The organism is Clostridium akagii DSM 12554 (assembly GCF_000686725.1).
GTDB classification, from domain to species: Bacteria; Bacillota; Clostridia; order Clostridiales; family Clostridiaceae; genus Clostridium_I; species Clostridium_I akagii.
The window spans coordinates 233070-251343 of record NZ_KK366009.1; the positions used below are offsets into that span (position 1 = coordinate 233070).

An 18274-nucleotide genomic window follows, 5' to 3' on the forward strand; every position below is an offset into this window, starting at 1 on the left:
GCTATGGTAATTAGCACTCAGCAGTGCCGAGTGCTAATAAAGAGGTGATAACTATGGATATGGATGAAAGGAAATTAAAAATTCTTCACGCAATAGTACATGATTATATAAGTACAGCAGAGCCGGTTGGTTCAAGAACAATAGCAAAAAAATATAATCTAGGTGTAAGCTCTGCAACAATAAGAAATGAAATGGCGGATTTAGAGGATATGGGGTATATAGAGCAACTTCATAGTTCTTCAGGAAGAAAACCTTCTGACAAAGGCTATAGACTTTATGTTGACAAAATGATGCATTTACACAAACTGTCACCTCAAGAAGAATATATAATTAAAAATGAATTTTTAAATGATGCACTCCATGAAGTAGATAAAATAGTTCGTCAAGCAACAATAGTTCTGTCTGAACTCACAAATTTGATAGGCGTGGTCAAGGCACCGTCTGTCATGGAAAGTAGAATAAAATCAGTTCAATTAATAAGTGTGGATAACTATAATGTTGTATTTGTAATTGTAACAGATGGCGGGCTTATCAAAAATAGTCTGATAAGAATTAAAAAGCCTGTAACGAGTGAAAGCTTGAATCAAATAAATAACTTATTAAATTTGAGACTCAAAAATTTATCAATCAATATGATTAATCTTGAAGTTATCAATAATTTAAAAAAAGACTTAAATGGATATGAAGATATTTTTGATTCAATTATCCCCGACTTGTATGATGGATTAAGTGACAAGGATGACAAAGATGTATACTTTGAAGGAGCTACAAACATTCTGGAATATCCAGAATTTAAAGATATAGATAAGGCAAAGAAAATATTGTCGTTTGTAGACAATGTAAGTAATATGGTGGACATTTTAGGTAATAAAGGTAAAATGTCTATAATAATTGGTAAAGAGAACAATCTGGAAAAGGCAAAAGAATGTAGTATTATAACTGCCGTTTACGGTATTGGTGATCGACCGCTTGGTTCCATTGGTGTAATAGGGCCAACAAGAATTCCATATTCTAAGGTTGTAGCCATATTGGCAAATTTAACCAATGAATTAAATAAAAATATCAATAAGATGTATCTTGATGATGATTAGAGGTGAAATATAATGACTGAAATTAAAAAAGAAGAAAATGATTGTAAAGACGAAAATATTATTGAAGTCGAAGAAGTAAAGGTAACAGGCGATGACAATGAAGGATCATCTGAAATTCTTGAAGATGAACAAAAACTTGAAGATGTAGAAGTTGAAGACATTGAAGAGAAGAGTACATCTTTGGAGAAGGAGCTTAAAGAAATGAAATTTGGGAGAGCTAAGCTAAAGGATGAGAATTTTAAATTACAAAATGAATTGGATGCCATTAAAGAAAGACTTCTTAGAACTTCGGCAGAATATGAAAACTATAGAAACAGAACTGTTAAGGAAAAGGAAGGCATTTATTCAGACGCTTGTATTGATGTGCTTAAAAATGTATTGCCTGCTCTAGACAATATGGAAAGAGCTGTAGCCATTGATGGAAGTGTAGAGGACATAAAAAAGGGAATCGAAATGACACTTAGACAATTTAAAGATTCTTTGGGAAAATTAGGCGTTGAGGAAATAGATGCTAGTGGTGAATTTGATCCTAATTTACATGATGCAATAGTACATGTAGAAGATGAGGCATATGGAGAAAATACAATTGTTGAGGTATTACAAAAGGGATACAAGAAACAAGATAAAGTTATAAGATATAGTATGGTTAGAGTAGCAAATTAGAAAATCATGCTAAATTTAGAAATAAATTTTAATTGAAAAATCAGGAGGTTTTTATTATGTCAAAAGTAATAGGTATCGATTTAGGAACAACTAATTCATGTGTAGCAGTTATGGAAGGTGGAGACCCAATTGTAATTGCAAATGCAGAAGGAGCTAGAACAACTCCATCTGTTGTATCATTTCAAAAAGGTGGAGAAAGATTGGTTGGCCAAGTTGCAAAAAGACAATCAATAACTAATCCAGACAAAACAATAATATCAATTAAAAGACAAATGGGTACTGGATTTAAAGTAAATGTAGATGGAAAAGAACATACTCCACAAGAAATTTCAGCTTATATTCTTCAAAAATTAAAAACAGATGCTGAATCATATCTTGGAGAAACAGTTACTCAAGCAGTAATTACTGTTCCAGCTTATTTTAATGATAGCCAAAGACAAGCAACTAAAGATGCTGGTAAAATAGCAGGACTTGAAGTATTAAGAATTATAAATGAGCCTACAGCAGCAGCTCTTGCTTATGGTATGGATAAAATGGATACAAACCAAAAGATATTTGTATATGATCTTGGTGGTGGTACATTTGATGTATCTATACTTGAACTTGGAGATGGAGTTTTTGAAGTTAAATCTACAAATGGTAATACAAAACTTGGTGGAGATGACTTTGATAACAATGTAATGAATTATATTGCTGACACATTCAAAGCAGAAAATGGTATTGATCTTAGAAATGATAAAACTGCACTTCAAAGATTAAAAGAAGCTGCTGAAAAAGCTAAAATTGAATTGTCATCTTCAATGCAGACAAATATAAATCTACCATTTATAACTGCAGATGCAAATGGTCCAAAGCACATAGATATTACTCTATCAAGAGCAAAATTCAATGAATTAACTCATGATTTAGTTGCTGCTACAATAGAACCAATGAGAAAGGCACTTGCAGATGCATCACTAACAATTAGTGATATAGATAAAGTATTACTTGTAGGAGGTTCAACAAGAATTCCTGCAGTACAAGATGCAGTTAAAGAATTTACAGGAAAAGATCCTTCAAAAGGAGTTAACCCTGATGAGTGTGTTGCAGTAGGTGCAGCTATACAAGCTGGTGTATTGACTGGTGATGTTAAAGATGTATTACTTCTTGATGTAACTCCATTAACACTTGGAATTGAGACTTATGGTAATGTTGCTACAGCATTGATTGAAAGAAATACAACAGTTCCAACAAGAAAGAGTCAAGTGTTCTCAACTGCAGCTGATGGTCAAACTTCTGTTGAAATACACGTTGTTCAAGGTGAAAGACCAATGGCTAATGATAACAAGACACTTGGTACATTCACATTATCAGGAATAGCACCAGCTCCTAGAGGAATTCCACAAATTGAAGTTACATTTGATATAGATGCTAACGGAATAGTAAATGTTTCAGCTAAAGACAAAGGTACTGGTAAAGAAGCTAATATTACAATAACTGCATCAACAAATCTTAGTGATAGTGAAATAGATAAGGCAGTTAAAGAAGCTGAAAAATATGCAGATGAAGATAAGAAGAGAAAAGAATCAATTGAAATAAAAAATGGTGCTGATCAAATGGTTTATCAAACAGAAAAAGCATTAAAAGATCTTGGAGATAAAGTATCAGCTGAAGATAAAGCAGATATTGAAGCTAAAGCAGAAGCACTAAAGAAAATTAAGGATAGTGATGATTTAGACGCTATTAAAGCTTCAACTGAAGAATTAACTCAAGCATTTTATGCTGTATCTACAAAGGCATATTCAGAAGCACAAGGAGCAGAAGGCGCAGCAGGAGCTGATGCTAATGCAGAGGGAGCAGCAGGAACGAATGCTAAAGATGACAATGTAGTTGATGCTGACTTTAAAGTTGATGAAGATAAAGAAAAAGATAAAGATAAATAATTGTAGAAAAATTATGTGTTTCAAAGTATAATATATAAGGGAATGGGTATAGCCCCTTCCCTTACTTTAGGTTATATGGTAGTTTAACTGTGCTTATAAACTGGAATTTATATATAAATATAGGTGGTGTAAAATGGATGGCAAAAAAAGATTACTACGAAGTGTTAGGTCTGCAAAAAGGAGCTAGTGAGGACGAAATAAAGAAAGCTTTCAGAAAATTTGCAATAAAATATCATCCTGATAAAAACAAGGGAGATAAGGAATCAGAGGAAAAATTCAAAGAAATAAATGAAGCGTATCAGATTCTGTCTGATCCACAGAAAAAATCTAATTATGATCAATATGGTACAGCAGATTTTAATGGCGCAGGTCCAGGCGCAGGCCAAGGAGCAGGGGATTTTGATTTTTCTGATTTAGGCGATATCTTTGGATCTTTCTTTGGGGGTGGATTCTCTCAGCAAGGCGGAGGAAGAAGAAGAAATGGTCCTGAAAGAGGAAACGATATGGAGTATACAATTACTCTATCATTTGAAGAAGCTGTTTTTGGAGTTGAAAAGGAAATATCCATTACAAGAAGTGAGAATTGTGAAAAGTGTAGTGGAACAGGTGCTAAGGCTGGAACATCTCCAAAAACTTGTGATAAGTGTCATGGGACTGGAGAAATAAGAGTTCAGAGAAATACGCCACTTGGAAGTTTTGTAACACAGGCCACTTGTGACAAATGTGGAGGTAAAGGAAAAATAATAACAGATCCATGCACTAGTTGTCACGGTACAGGAACAGTACGTAAAAATAGAAAAATAACAGTGAAGATTCCAGCTGGAGTTGACACAGGAAATGTTATACCACTAAGAGGGCATGGAGAACATGGAAAGAATAATGGACCTTCAGGAGATTTATATATTAATTTAAGAGTTGGACCAAGCAAGATTTTCAAAAGAGAAGGTTTTGACATATATATAGATACACATTTGTCTTTTGCAAAGGCTGCACTTGGAATAGAGATAAAAGTACCTACTGTTGATGGAGATGTAAAATATACAATACCAACAGGAACTCAACCTGGAACAAGATTTAGACTTAAAGGAAAAGGTGTTCCTAGAGTTAATGGAAGTGGTAGAGGCGATCAATATGTCAGAGTAATTGTTGATGTGCCAAAGACATTAAATGACAAGCAAAAGGATGCACTGAAGTTGTTCATGGAAGCAAGTGGGGAAACAACTGAAGAAGAAAAAAAATCATTTTATGACAAGCTAAAACATGGCTTTAAATAATAGGTTTTTAGAAAATCAAAAAAATCGTACATAATCTGTACGTTTTTTTTGTTATAATTATAGTGTAGAGAATAATTTATGGGGTGATTAGTGTGAAACTTGAATTAGAAAAAGAAGAAGTGAAAAAAATTGTTGATTTAATTAGTAATAGAATTGAGGAACTTAGATCTGATATAAATGATGAAATGGAAGACAGTGACGATGAGCTTAGAGAAATTATAAGAGGATACAAGTCATTGGTTAAAAAGGTTTTAGATCAAAGTAAATGATTAATCTGTAAAATAAATTGGCATAATATTGCAGTATGGAGGAATTTTCAAATGGATAAAGAATGGATTGAAGTTAAAATAATAACTAGTAGTGAAGCCGTAGAAGCAGTAAATGGAATTTTGTATAACACAGAAGTTAAGGGAGTTTCTGTTGAAGATTACAACGATTTGGAGTTTAAAAAGAAGCATGCAGGAGATTGGGATTATTTTGATGAAACCCTTTTAAATGTAAAAGAGGGAGCTGTGATCAAGGCATATTATAAGCAAAGTGATAAATTTGACGGATATATTAAGTATATAAAAGAAGCTATAGATAATTTGAAAGAATTTGGAATAGATAAGGGCGAAGGAATTGTAACGTTTAATAAGGTTAATGAAGTGGATTGGGAAAATAACTGGAAAGAATATTACAAAGCAACAAGAGTAGGCGCAAGAATAGTAGTTAAACCAATTTGGGAAGAATATGAAAAGAAAGAACATGAATTAATTGTAGAACTTGATCCTGGTATGGCTTTCGGTACAGGAACTCACGAAACTACAAGAATGTGTATTCAAGCTTTAGAAAGATATGTTCATGAAGATAGCGTTATATTTGATATAGGTACAGGTTCGGGAATATTGGCCATTACTTCAGCGCAGTTAAAGGCTAAAAAGGTAATTGGTGTTGATCTGGATCCAGTAGCAGTTGACTCTGCTAAACAAAATGTAAGCTATAACAAATTAGATAATATTGAAATTAGACATGGTGATCTTTTGGATGTAATTCAAGGAAAGGCAAATGTAGTAGTTGCAAACATAATAGCTGATGTGATTATTCCATTAACGCCAGATGTTGTGAAGGTTTTAGAGAAGGATGGATATTTTATAACTTCAGGAATAATAAAGGATAGAGCAAGTGATGTTGTAAATAAATTAAAACAGTATGGTTTTGAAATACTGGAAATAAACAATCAAGGTGAATGGATTTGCATAGTTGCCAAACTTTGATTTTATGTTAGTTTATGAATCCTAAAGAAATAACTAGTTGCAATATTGGTATATTTTTTTAGATTTCCTGCGAGGAGTGAGTCTATTTTTATGCACAAATTTTTTGTCGATGAAAGTTTTATTGATGGTAATATAGTTAACATACAAGGTGACGATGTTAAACATATTTATAGGGTACTTAGATTGAAATCTGGGGATCAAGTAAATATAAATAATTGCAAGGGTGAAGAATTTTTAGCACAAATAAAGGATATAAATAAAACCAATGTATTGTGTGAAATTATAGAGAAAGCAGATATTAATAATGAAAGCGCATTAAAAATTTATTTATATCAAGGGCTACCTAAAGCAGCTAAAATGGATTTTATTATTCAAAAATCAACTGAACTAGGAGTTACATCCATTACACCTGTAATTACTGAAAGGGTTGTAGTAAAAAATGAATTAAAAGAATATAAAAAAGTGGACAGATGGAATAAAATTGCCCTTGAGGCATGTAAACAGTCTAAAAGAACAATAATACCAAAGGTTAACCAGCCTATGGAACTGGAAGGTTTTTTAAGTGAGGCAGATTCTTATGATCTAATTGTAGTACCTTACGAAAGTAAAGAAGATTTTGGAATTAAAGCTATGATCCGAAATTTAAATGGTAAAAAAATAAATAGTATAGCCATTTTAATAGGACCAGAAGGTGGATTTGAGGAAGAAGAAATAGAAAAATTAGATAATCTGGGTGCACAAATTGTAACACTTGGACCAAGAATTCTTAGAACTGAAACCGCTGGACTTGTGTGTGCATCATTGTTGCTTTATGAGCTAGGAGATATTGGAGGAAAAATTTAATGAAGGTTGCGTTTATTACACTTGGCTGCAGAGTTAATCAATACGAAACTGAGGCTATGGCAGAAAAATTTATAAATGAGAATTATAAAGTAGTAAATCATAATGAAATTTCTGATGTATATGTAATTAATACGTGTACAGTGACTAATGTTGGTGATAAAAAATCAAGACAGATGATAAGCAAAGTAAGAAAATTAAACAACGATGCTATAATTGCTGTAGTTGGATGTTATGCACAAATTGCGCCTGAAGAAATCTCACAAATAGATGGTGTAGATGTAATATTAGGCACAAAGAACAAAGGACAAATTGTTTATTATGTAAATAGAGCTATGGATGAAAAAAAACAGCAGATAGCAGTTAATGATGTATTTAAGAGTAAAGGATTTGAAGATCTTCACATTGAAGAATATCAGGATAAAACAAGAGCATTTCTAAAAATACAGGATGGTTGTAATCAATTTTGTTCTTACTGTCTTATTCCCTATGCACGGGGAGGAGTATGTAGTAAAGAGCCAGAAAAAGTATTAGAAGAGGTTGCCAGACTTTCTGCCCATGGATTTAAAGAAATAATTTTATCAGGTATACATACAGCTTCATATGGCAAAGATTTAGAAGGAGATTGGAATCTTTTAAAATTACTTCAAAAGATAGATGAGATCGGTGGCATCGAAAGAATTAGAATCGGTTCTATTGATCCGACATTCTTTACAGATGGAGTTATAGAAAAGATTACTCAATTAAAAAAGTTATGCCCTCATTTTCATCTGTCACTTCAAAGTGGCTGTGATGAAACTCTTAAAAGGATGAATAGAAAGTATACTGCAGCAGAATATAAAAGAATTGTAAATGAACTGAGAAAACATATAAAAGATGTTTCTATAACTACGGATGTAATCGTAGGTTTTCCTGGAGAAACGGCGGATGAATTTAATGCAACTTTTGAATTTTTAAGTGAAATTCAGCTTTCAAAGATGCATATATTTAAATATAGCCCAAGAAATGGTACAAAAGCTGCAGAGATGAAAGAACAAGTTGATGGAAATATCAAAGAGCTAAGAAGTAAAAAACTAATGGAATTGAATAAAAGATTAGAAGAAAAATTCATGGGAAAATTTCTAGGTAGAAAAATGAGTGTACTCTACGATAACAAGTTTAAAGGTGATGATTTTTTGTGTGAAGGATATACAAAAAATTATATAAAAGTTGTAGCAAAACTAGCTAGTCCAATTATGGGAGAAATAGCTGAAACTAAACTTGATAAATTGGCAGAGGAACATATATTAGGTACGGTAGAATAAAAAACAGAATAATTCTGAATATTCTAGGCATTTAACACAAAATATGCTAGCATATTTGATTGCTATTTTTTAAGGTGCCTTGAAGGAAGTTATATATTTATGTTGAATAATATATATTAGGTGGTGATAATATGGAAGAATGTCTGTTTTGTAAGATTATTAAAGGAGAAATACCAAGTACAAAGGTGTATGAGGACGATAAAGTATTATGCTTTAAGGATATAAATCCGGAAGCACCTGTGCATGTTATTGTTATACCAAAAAAACATATTTCAAGTTTAAATGACTTAACAGTTAATGACGAAGAAGTTATAGGACACATTTATACGGTTATTAGGAAGATAACAAAAGAACTAGGGATAGCAGATAGCGGATATAGAGTTGTATCAAATTGTAATGAAGATGGTGGTCAAACTGTTCCTCATGTACATTTTCATGTTCTTGGAGGGAAAAAATTAAGAATATCTGTGGTATAAGAAGTTGAAATTTAAAATAGCTGCATAAAATATATAATGAAGCGGCCTAAACGATGAAGGATATTGACATTGAGGTAATAAATGTTGTATAATAGGCAAAGTGCTATTTAGCCCATATGGAAGCTAGTTTTAATTTGAATTGTACTAGCGGAGGGAGGGATACAGATGTCAGAAATTAAAGTTGGAGAAAATGAAACAATCGAAAATGCTTTGAGAAGATTTAAGAAAAAATGTGCCAGAGCAGGAGTGCTTTCAGAAGTAAGAAAAAGAGAGCATTACGAAAAACCTAGTGTTAAGAAAAAGAAGAAATCCGAAGCTGCTAGAAAAAGAAAATTTAAATAGATTTTTGAAAGAAGGCACTCAAAATGTCCCTTAAAGAAAAGCTACAGCAGGATTGGAAAGACGCTCTAAAGAGTAAAGATAAAATCAAAGCCACTACTATAAGTATGGCAAGAGCTGCTGTGTTACAGATTGAAAAGACAAAATCCATTAAATTGGATGATGAGCAGATTATTGAAGTTTTGGCGAAAGAAGTTAAGTTAAGACGTGATTCTCTTATAGAATTTGAAAAAGGAAAGAGAAAGGATCTTGTGGATGCTTCAAATGCTGAAATTGAAATTCTGATGAATTACCTTCCTCAGCAGTTAACAGAAGACGAGATAAAAAAATTAATAATTGATATAGCTAGCGAAATAGAAGCTAATAGCATGAAAGATATGGGAAAAATTATGGCTGCTATAGTTCCTAAAACTAAAGGTCGTGCCGATGGTTCTTTAGTCAGTACATTAGTTAAGGAATATTTAAGTAAATAGTAAATAGATGAAGTCCGGGTAACCGGGCTTCTTATTTTTTTGAACTATTATAAAAATGAGTAATTTATACACATCTGCTTTCATAAATTTATATGAAAGCATTTTTGTGGGTATTTTATTTTGGAAAATAAAATTTCAAAGGTTAAAGAAAAGCTGGCTGATAAATTAGATATACCTAAGGATATAGCGTTAAGTATGCCAAGAATAATAGTTATTGGAAATGAAGAAATAACTATTGAAAATCATCAAGGAATACTAAAATTTTGCGATGATTTTATAAAAGTAAAATGTTGTTATGGAAATATGTATATAAATGGATACAATCTTGAAATATTATTTATTTCAGGAAGAACTGTAGTGCTAGGTGGTAAATTTAAATCCATAGAATACGAGGGTAGGAATGATGGGGAATAAATATAATTTTTTTAGTAACAAGGATAGTGTGCTCAGAGTACTTATTCAATCTAATGAATTGGAAAGATTTATCAATTTATTATGGAAAAATAACGTAGTACTAATGAATATAAAAAAAGAAACCATAAATAGTATGAGCTTTGATATAAATTATGGAGATTATAATATAACTAGGAAGCTGGCATATAAAACAAGGAGCAAAATCAAGATAATTAAGAGGACAGGTATTGTATTTTTAAAAATAAAACTCAAAAGAAGAATTGCAATGGTGCTTGGAATACTAGTCTTTATTGGATTAATAACATATTTGTCTAATTTTATTTGGGGAATAGATATAAGTACAGAAAAAAACGTTTCACCTTATGAGATAAGGGAGGAACTGAAGAACATAGGAGTGGTACCAGGAACTTATAAAAGAAATTTAAATGTTTATGTAATAGAGGAAGAACTCAAGAAAAACAATGATAATATAATGTGGGTTAGGGTAAGAATGGAAGGATCTAAATTGAAAGTTACATTAGTGGAAAGGCAAGCATTGCCTGAAGTTGTAAATGATAAAGCTCCATGTAATATTGTGGCAAAAAAAGATGGTATAATAACTAGAGTTTATACAAAAGCTGGAACAACAGTTGTAAAGTCAGGAGATGTGGTTAAAAAAGGGCAACTTCTGGTTGTTGGAGAGCAAGGTAAAGAAGGAGCAAAATTCAATGTACATGCTAGTGGAGATGTAATAGCAAAAACTTATTATGATGAAGCAAGGGAAGTTCCGTTAAGTTATTTGAAAAAAACTCGGACAGGTAATTCAATAAAAAACTATTTTATAGACTTATTTGGAAAGAAATTTTATTTCAAAAATAGTTTAAATAAATTTGTCAAATATGATAAAATAGAAGAAGATGATAATTTCATAAAAAAGGAAACTTATTATGAGGTAAAAGATCAGAATGTTAAGTTAGATGCTAAAAGTGCTACAGAGAAAACCGCTAGCTCAATATATAAAAATATAATTTTAAAATTTAATAGGAGTGTTAATATTGTAAATAAAATTGTGGAAAGCAGTGTGGAAGGAAATATGCTCAAGGTAAGAGTCCTTGTTACCACTGAGGAAAACATAGCTGAAGTTGAAAAATAGAAAGAAAAACAAAAGGGTGAATTCATATGAAGATTACAAAGATAATAAGAGGTGAAATATCAAAAAAAACTTTTATATTTTTTATCGCTTTTATTATAATTTACGCCATTATGCTAACGTCTATCGTGCCCAAAACTTACAATTTAAAAGAGGGTGAAATAGCAAATATTGATATAAAGGCCCAGAGAGATGTTGAAGATAAAACAGCAACAGATGAAAGAGAAAAGGAAGCAGCGGATTCTGTTGGACAGCAATATGACAAAAATGAAGAAGTTGAAACAGAGTCAGAACAGGATTTAAATAGTGGTTTCGATAAAATTAATGGGCTTAGAGCACAAAATATAGACATAAATCAAAAACAAAATATGTTTAGAAGTTATATGTTATATAATAACAAGCTGACAGCTGAACAGATAAATACATGGATGACAATTAGTGTAGATGATAATAATAATTTGCAAAGCTTCATTTTAAAAACCATTAAAGGTATGTTTTCAAATGGAATAAAAGAAGACGATGATTATGATAAGAAAAATGCAGAAAATTATATAAATAGTCAATTTAGCAAATCTAAATTTAAAAAAGAAGTGGCTGAACTTGGCATAATTGCAACGGAATATTATATAAAACCTAATCTTTTTATTAATCAAGATAAAACAAGTGATATTAAAAATAGTGCTAAGAAAAAAGTTGCCCCGGTGATGATAAAAAAAGGTCAGCTAGTAGTAAAAGAAGGAGAACCAGTTACAAAACAACAATTAGATGTATTGTCAGATTTAGGACTACTTAATAACAATAAAAATTCTAATTGGTACATATACGTAAGTCTAGGGGCTCTTGATTTTATTATTTTATTTATTCAAGGTTATTATTTGTATAAAAAACACAACGAATTGTTTAAAAACAATAATAATTTAATACTTATATTTTTGCTCAATATAGTTTTTTTGATTTTAGCAAGGACTATAAATATAATATCACCATTTTTAATTCCACTTGCATTTTTACCAATGCTACTAACTATTTTATTAGATGAGAGGGTATCATTATTTATAAGTCTATTTAATTGTATATTGATGTCTACGGTAGTGGAATTTAATATGCAAATAATATTAATAGCAATAATGAGTACACTTATAACATCATTATTTCTAAAAAAGATGCAGATGCGAAATGACATATTGTATGCATCACTTTACATAGGAATAGCAAATTCAATACTTACTTTTTCTATAGGGTTTTTAGTTATAAATAATTTTTTTGATATACTTGAGACTACGGCTTTTGCCTTTGTGGGAGCTTTTATTTCAGCAATATTAACTATAGGATTTCTTCCTATTTTGGAAAATGTTTTTAATATTGTTACAGCAATGAAACTTTTGGAACTTTCTAATCCTAATCAAAAGCTCCTTAAAAGATTGCTAGTTGAGGCACCGGGAACATATCACCACAGCATTATGGTGGCAAATTTGGCGGAGGTTGCTGCGGAAAAGGTTGGAGGAAATCAAGTACTTGCAAGAGTCGCTTCGTATTATCACGACATTGGAAAAGTAGTAAGACCATATTTTTTTAAGGAAAACCAGTTTGGCACGGATAATCCTCATGATAAGATGACACCTAATCTAAGTGCATTAGTTGTAATTTCACATGTAAAGGACGGATTAGAACTTGCAGAAGAATACAAATTACCTAAAGCCATTAAAGATGTAATAGCAGAACATCATGGGACAACTTTGGCTAAATATTTTTACATCACTATGAAAAATTCTGCTGATAACCCGGAAGAAATTGTGGAAGAAAATTTCAGATACCCGGGGCCAATTCCTAGAACCAAAGAAAGTGCAATAATAATGATTGCGGATAGTGTTGAGGCTGCTGTGAGGTCAATACAAGAACCAACAAAGGGTAAAATAGAAGAAATGGTTAATAATATAATAACCAGTAAATTAAATGAAGGGCAATTAGATGATTGCGATTTGACGTTTAGGGAGTTAAATGAAATAAGGAAGGCATTTCTAAGTGCTTTAAATGGAATTTATCATCAGAGAATTGAATATCCTACTGATAAATCACAATTAGGCCAGAAAAAGGGGAAATAAAATGATCTTAATTGATAATAGGCAAAATAAAATAAAATTTTCAGAGGAAAATCAAGATATTTTAAAAAAAATAATCGACTATTCACTTAAAGAAGAAGGGGTTAATAGTGAATATGAAGTTTCGGTTATTTTAATTGATAATGAGACAATAAAAAAAATAAATAATGAGAATAGAAATATAGATTCAATTACAGATGTACTTTCCTTTCCTATGCTTGATTATCCACAAAAAAAAGTTTATAAGGATATATATAAAGATATTAAATTTGGAGATATATACCTAAATGAAGGTAGAATTGTACTTGGAGATATAGCAATTTCTTTAGAGAGAGCAGAGCAGCAAAGGTTAGAGTTTGGACATTCGTTTATACGTGAGTGTGCATACCTTTCAGTTCATTCGGTGCTGCATCTATTGGGATATGACCATATGGAGACTGAGGATAAAAAAATTATGAGAAACCGAGAAGAAGAAATATTAAACAAATTTAAACTAAACAGATAGTTAGGGTGAAAAGGGTGACTAGTATATGAAAGTAGGAAAAGTAGGAAAAGTAGTGGACAGTTTTAATTATGCAATTGATGGAATACTCTATGCGGTTAGAACACAAAGAAACATGCGAATAGATATGGTGGCAACATTAATTGTTTTGACAGCTTGTTTTTTAACTGATATAAGTAAAGTTGAACTTCTTATTATAACTATTTCAATTACACTAGTAATATCGGCTGAGATGGTTAATACGGCAGTAGAGTGCACTGTAGATATGCTAGCTAACTATTATCATCCATTGGCTAAAATAGCAAAGAACGTTGCAGCAGGAGCCGTATTAGTTACTGCAATAAATTCTGTTATAGTTGGTTATATTATATTCGGGGATAAAGTAAGACCAATATCACTAGTAGTAATAAATAAGATTAAAAATTCAAACCCATATATGATATTTGTAATATTAGTAATTGTATGTATAGCTACACTTATTGTAAAGGCAATATTTGGTGAAGGAACACCTCTTAGAGGCGGAATGCCCAGTGGACACAGTGCAATTTCTTTTTCTCTAGCTACATTAATAGCATTAATATCAGCACAACCGCTAGTAATCATTTTATGTTATCTTTTAGCATTGATAGTAGCACAGAGCAGGGTGGATTCTGAAGTACACTCTATATTTGAAGTATTAGTTGGAGCAGCATTTGGTACACTTCTTACAATATTGTTATTTAAAATATTTGAATAAAGCGTGGCTATATACTTTTATGTTATGATAGTGTTATAATCTATACACAATTTGTGATTAAGATTGAGGAGATAATATGGATTATAAAAAAATAATAATTGAGGCATTAGGAGCAAGAGAAATGGCATATGCGCCATATTCGAAATTTAAAGTTGGAGCCGCTGTGCTCATGGAAAATGGTAAGATTTTTACAGGATGTAATATTGAGAATGCATCATATGGAGCCACAAATTGTGCAGAGAGAACTGCGATTTTTAAGGCTATATCGGAAGGGTCAAAAGAAATCAAAGCCATTGCCATTGTGGGAGATGTTAAAAACTATACATATCCATGCGGTATATGTAGACAAGTGATAGCAGAATTTGCTAAAGCAAGTGCAATTGTAATTCTTGCTAAAAACGAAGATGATTATATAGTTAAAAAGTTAGAGGAAATTTTACCCGGTGCATTTACAAGTAATGATCTAGATAAGGCATCTAAAAAACAATAACTAGGGATTATCCTAGTATACTTTTTCAAAGAAACATAAATAAGGAGGACATATGTTTAAATCAGGATATATAACAATCGTAGGAAGACCAAATGTAGGAAAATCAACTTTACTTAATTATATAATGGGTGAAAAGTTGTCCATAGTATCAAATAAGCCACAAACTACAAGAAATAATATACATACAATATTAACGGATGAAGAGTCTCAATTAATATTTGTAGATACTCCAGGAATACATAAACCGAGACACAAGCTAGGTGAGTACATGGTAAAATTAGCCACAGACTCATTTAAAGACGTGGATTTGATTGTGTTTGTAGCAAATGCAGATGTAGAAATGGGCAGAGGCGATGAGTATATACTTGAGCAATTAAAGGATATAAACATTCCTGTGTTTTTAGTAATTAATAAAATAGATGAATCAACCACTGAAAGAATTGCTGAAACCTTAAAAAATTATTCTAGCAAATTCGACTTTAAAGAAATAATTCCAATATGCGCTTTTAACGGTAAAAACGTTGATGTATTATTAGATTTGATGAAGAAAAACATGCCAGAGGGACCTAAATATTATCCTGATGACATGCTTACAGATGTACAGGAGAAATTTGTAGTTGGCGAAATAATAAGAGAAAAGGCATTGAGATTGTTAAAAGAAGAAGTACCTCATGGCATAGCCGTTGAAATTTTAACAATGAAGCAAAACGAAAAGCTTGTATACAAGATAGAAGCAAATTTATATTGCGAAAAAGATTCTCATAAGGGAATTATAATAGGTAAGGAAGGTACCATGCTTAATAAAATAAATAAACATGCTACAGAAGATATTGCAAAACTTTTGCAGGCAAAGATAAGATTAAAGATTTGGGTTAAAGTTAAAAAAGAGTGGAGAGATAATCCATTTTTACTAAATGAATTTGGATACAAAAAATAAAAATAATAATTAATTTTGATAAAACGGAAAGAATATAGGTAGAGGGGTGGTATTCTGTCTATATTTAACAGTAGAGGAGTAATCCTAAAGAGTAAAGATATAGGTGAAAATGATAAGCTTTTATGGATATTTACAGAAAAATTTGGTAAGCTAAGTGTAATGGCAAAAGGTGCAAAAAAGAGTAGAAGTAAGCTTATGGCAAGTACCTTGGATTTTTGTTTTGGAAATTATACTCTATTTAAAGGTAAGGGTATGTTCAGCTTAAATGAAGGTATAATATTAGATTCTTTCCAAGAATTTTTATCAGATTTAGACACTATAGCATATGCCTCCTATCTTTGTGAATTAATCGATTTTTCCATGGTAGAGGGCGAAAGCAATAGATTATTATTTAAGGAGCTTGTTATTGCTTTTTACCTTATGAGGAATAAGGTGGGGGATTTAGACACTTTAATAAGAGCATTTGAAATAAAATTGCTAACACTTACTGGATATGGACTTAACATGGACTATTGCACTAAGTGCAGAAAAAAAATAAATTCTTCAAATTACTTTAGTTACGAATATTACGGAGGAATTTGTCCAGAATGTAGAAAGAGTAATGGCAAGATAATAAGTCATGCAGCTTTTAATACGTTAAAATTTTTATCTAAATTACAATTGGATAAAATCTATAGAATCAATTTAAACAATCAAATCAAAGATGAAATATATGGAATATTAAGTGATTTGATTTTTCAAAGTTACGGTAAAAAGCCCAAGAGTTTGGAAATATTAGATAGTTTAAGGAGGAATGATTGATATGGAAGAAATTACACTAGAAAAAATTGATATCATTAGAGAGAGAACAGGAGTTAGCTATACAGAAGCAAAAGAAGCATTAGAAGCAACTGAAGGAAATGTAGTAGAGGCGCTAGTATACATTGAAAAAACCCAAACCACTACTAAAGATGCAATGTACACTTCTAAAGAAGAGTTCATTGATTGGGTAAAAGAAGTTATAAGAAAAGGAAATGTAACTAGAATAAAGGTTAAAAAAGATGAAAAAGTGCTTGTGGATATACCTATAAGTGCAGGTGTTGTAGCAAGTGCTGCACTAATTGTTGTTTTACCTTCACTGCTTGCTATAATATTTTTAACAGCAGTTGTTACAAAAGTAACTATTGAGATAACTAGAGAAGATGGGTCTGTAGAAGTAGTAAATAAGATTATTAAAGACACTTTTTCTTCTGTGAAGGATAAGGCACAGGATGTAAAGAATAAGGCACAAGACGTAAAAGATAATTTCACAAAAAGTAATGAAGCTGACAATTCTTTTCAATATACAGTAAAATTTGAGGATGAAGAGAAAAAGGAAACAGAAACAGAAACAGACAAAGAAACAGACAAAGACAAAGACAAAGACAAAGACAAGTAATAAGTTAAAAAAAGATTCATGCTTATTGAGATTAAAAGGGACTGCAAATAAATTTGTTTGTGAAAATTTATTTGCAGTCCCTTTATGTTTTCAATGAAATATATGTAGTAATTAAAATTTGTACAAAAATTGTAAAGTGTATACTATTAATTTCAATTAAATGTTATAATTAGATTGTACAATTTAGAAAGAGGGTGTGCACAATTAAATTCTCACCGAGACAAGAAGAAATAATAAGGTTGGTTAAGGAAAACCCCCCTATAACTAGTGAGAAAATTGCTGGAAGACTTAATGTTACAAGAGCTGCTTTGAGATCTGATTTAGCAATTCTTACTATGACGGGGATACTGGAAGCGAGACCAAAGGTAGGATATATATATTCACAAAAACCCTCTAATAGTGTTTTATATGATTACATAAGAAAAATAAAAGTAAAAGATATAATGACAAAGCCTGTAGTTACAGGGGAGGAAACAAAGGTATATGATGCAATTGTGTATTTGTTTTTAAATGATGTTGGAACTTTATTCATTGAAAACAAAGGATGCCTAGTAGGTGCAGTTTCAAGGAAAGATTTTTTGAAGCTTGCCATAGGAGGTACTGGTGATATGAAACAGATACCAGTAGGTGTTATCATGACTAGAATGCCAAATATCATATGTGTAAAACCAGAAGATTCAGCATATATGTCAGCAAAAAAAATTATAGAACACGAAGTAGATAGTTTACCAGTAGTAGAGAAATTTACAGAGGAAAATAAGGATTTATATAAAATAGTGGGCAAGGTGTCAAAAACCAATATAACTAAACTGCTTGTAAAACTTGGGAATTGAATAGTTGGATTTATTATTCTATTCATAAATGTAACGTTTTAGGTTAATTGAACTAATGGATTTAATCCTTTAGTATAGA

21 protein-coding genes are annotated in these 18274 nt (G+C 31.3%); all 21 read left to right on the forward strand.

Going from position 1 to position 18274, the window contains the following annotated elements; genetic code table 11:
- Window positions 1–53: 53 nt before the first annotated feature.
- The gene (hrcA, locus tag BR66_RS0122160; RefSeq protein WP_026884877.1) at window positions 54–1091 is read left to right on the forward strand and encodes a heat-inducible transcriptional repressor HrcA; all 1038 of its coding nucleotides are present in this window, start codon (window positions 54–56) and stop codon (window positions 1089–1091) included.
- A gap of 12 nt (window positions 1092–1103) precedes the next feature.
- Window positions 1104–1754: a nucleotide exchange factor GrpE gene (grpE, locus tag BR66_RS0122165; protein WP_026884878.1), complete on the forward strand. Its 651-nt coding sequence runs from the start codon at window positions 1104–1106 to the stop codon at window positions 1752–1754.
- A gap of 56 nt (window positions 1755–1810) precedes the next feature.
- Window positions 1811–3676 carry a molecular chaperone DnaK gene (dnaK, locus tag BR66_RS0122170; protein ID WP_026884879.1) on the forward strand — a complete coding sequence of 622 codons (1866 nt, stop codon included), beginning with the start codon at window positions 1811–1813 and terminating at the stop codon, window positions 3674–3676.
- Between the two features lie 137 nt (window positions 3677–3813).
- On the forward strand, window positions 3814–4950 hold the full coding sequence (gene dnaJ, locus BR66_RS0122175) for a molecular chaperone DnaJ (protein WP_026884880.1): 1137 nt from the start codon (window positions 3814–3816) through the stop codon (window positions 4948–4950).
- A 92-nt stretch (window positions 4951–5042) separates the two neighbouring features.
- On the forward strand, window positions 5043–5219 hold the full coding sequence (locus BR66_RS26185; RefSeq protein ID WP_169738178.1) for a hypothetical protein: 177 nt from the start codon (window positions 5043–5045) through the stop codon (window positions 5217–5219).
- A 51-nt stretch (window positions 5220–5270) separates the two neighbouring features.
- Window positions 5271–6206 (forward strand): 50S ribosomal protein L11 methyltransferase, encoded by a 936-nt coding sequence (gene prmA / locus BR66_RS0122185; RefSeq protein ID WP_026884881.1) that lies wholly within the window; start codon window positions 5271–5273, stop codon window positions 6204–6206.
- A 90-nt stretch (window positions 6207–6296) separates the two neighbouring features.
- On the forward strand, window positions 6297–7049 hold the full coding sequence (locus tag BR66_RS0122190) for a 16S rRNA (uracil(1498)-N(3))-methyltransferase (protein WP_026884882.1): 753 nt from the start codon (window positions 6297–6299) through the stop codon (window positions 7047–7049).
- On the forward strand, window positions 7049–8350 hold the full coding sequence (mtaB, locus tag BR66_RS0122195; RefSeq protein ID WP_026884883.1) for a tRNA (N(6)-L-threonylcarbamoyladenosine(37)-C(2))-methylthiotransferase MtaB: 1302 nt from the start codon (window positions 7049–7051) through the stop codon (window positions 8348–8350). Before BR66_RS0122190 ends, mtaB begins: the two co-directional genes overlap by 1 nt.
- 131 nt (window positions 8351–8481) lie before the next feature.
- Window positions 8482–8826 carry a histidine triad nucleotide-binding protein gene (locus tag BR66_RS0122200; RefSeq protein ID WP_026884884.1) on the forward strand — a complete coding sequence of 115 codons (345 nt, stop codon included), beginning with the start codon at window positions 8482–8484 and terminating at the stop codon, window positions 8824–8826.
- Window positions 8827–8991: 165 nt separating this feature from the next.
- Window positions 8992–9168, forward strand: coding sequence for a 30S ribosomal protein S21 (gene rpsU / locus BR66_RS0122205; protein ID WP_026884885.1), 177 nt, complete (start codon window positions 8992–8994; stop codon window positions 9166–9168).
- Between the two features lie 23 nt (window positions 9169–9191).
- Complete coding sequence (locus BR66_RS0122210) at window positions 9192–9638, forward strand: GatB/YqeY domain-containing protein (RefSeq protein WP_026884886.1); 447 nt, start codon at window positions 9192–9194, stop codon at window positions 9636–9638.
- Between the two features lie 120 nt (window positions 9639–9758).
- Window positions 9759–10052 (forward strand): sporulation protein YqfC, encoded by a 294-nt coding sequence (yqfC, locus tag BR66_RS0122215; RefSeq protein ID WP_026884887.1) that lies wholly within the window; start codon window positions 9759–9761, stop codon window positions 10050–10052.
- Complete coding sequence (gene yqfD / locus BR66_RS0122220; RefSeq protein WP_026884888.1) at window positions 10039–11184, forward strand: sporulation protein YqfD; 1146 nt, start codon at window positions 10039–10041, stop codon at window positions 11182–11184. The genes yqfC and yqfD overlap by 14 nt, the downstream gene beginning before the upstream one ends.
- A 26-nt stretch (window positions 11185–11210) precedes the next feature.
- Complete coding sequence (locus tag BR66_RS0122225) at window positions 11211–13283, forward strand: HD family phosphohydrolase (protein WP_035796869.1); 2073 nt, start codon at window positions 11211–11213, stop codon at window positions 13281–13283.
- Between the two features lies 1 nt (window position 13284).
- Window positions 13285–13785, forward strand: coding sequence for an rRNA maturation RNase YbeY (gene ybeY, locus BR66_RS0122230; protein WP_026884890.1), 501 nt, complete (start codon window positions 13285–13287; stop codon window positions 13783–13785).
- Between the two features lie 25 nt (window positions 13786–13810).
- Window positions 13811–14518 (forward strand): diacylglycerol kinase, encoded by a 708-nt coding sequence (locus BR66_RS0122235; RefSeq protein ID WP_026884891.1) that lies wholly within the window; start codon window positions 13811–13813, stop codon window positions 14516–14518.
- Window positions 14519–14594: 76 nt separating this feature from the next.
- Window positions 14595–15008 (forward strand): cytidine deaminase, encoded by a 414-nt coding sequence (locus tag BR66_RS0122240; protein ID WP_026884892.1) that lies wholly within the window; start codon window positions 14595–14597, stop codon window positions 15006–15008.
- Window positions 15009–15060: 52 nt separating this feature from the next.
- A complete protein-coding gene (gene era / locus BR66_RS0122245; RefSeq protein WP_026884893.1) occupies window positions 15061–15945 on the forward strand; it encodes a GTPase Era in 885 nt (294 codons plus the stop codon).
- 54 nt (window positions 15946–15999) lie between these two features.
- A complete protein-coding gene (gene recO / locus BR66_RS0122250) occupies window positions 16000–16746 on the forward strand; it encodes a DNA repair protein RecO (RefSeq protein WP_026884894.1) in 747 nt (248 codons plus the stop codon).
- A 1-nt stretch (window position 16747) separates the two neighbouring features.
- Window positions 16748–17362, forward strand: coding sequence for a DUF4342 domain-containing protein (locus BR66_RS0122255; RefSeq protein WP_026884895.1), 615 nt, complete (start codon window positions 16748–16750; stop codon window positions 17360–17362).
- Window positions 17363–17556: 194 nt separating this feature from the next.
- A complete protein-coding gene (ccpN, locus tag BR66_RS0122260) occupies window positions 17557–18195 on the forward strand; it encodes a transcriptional regulator CcpN (RefSeq protein ID WP_035796874.1) in 639 nt (212 codons plus the stop codon).
- Window positions 18196–18274 lie beyond the last annotated feature (79 nt).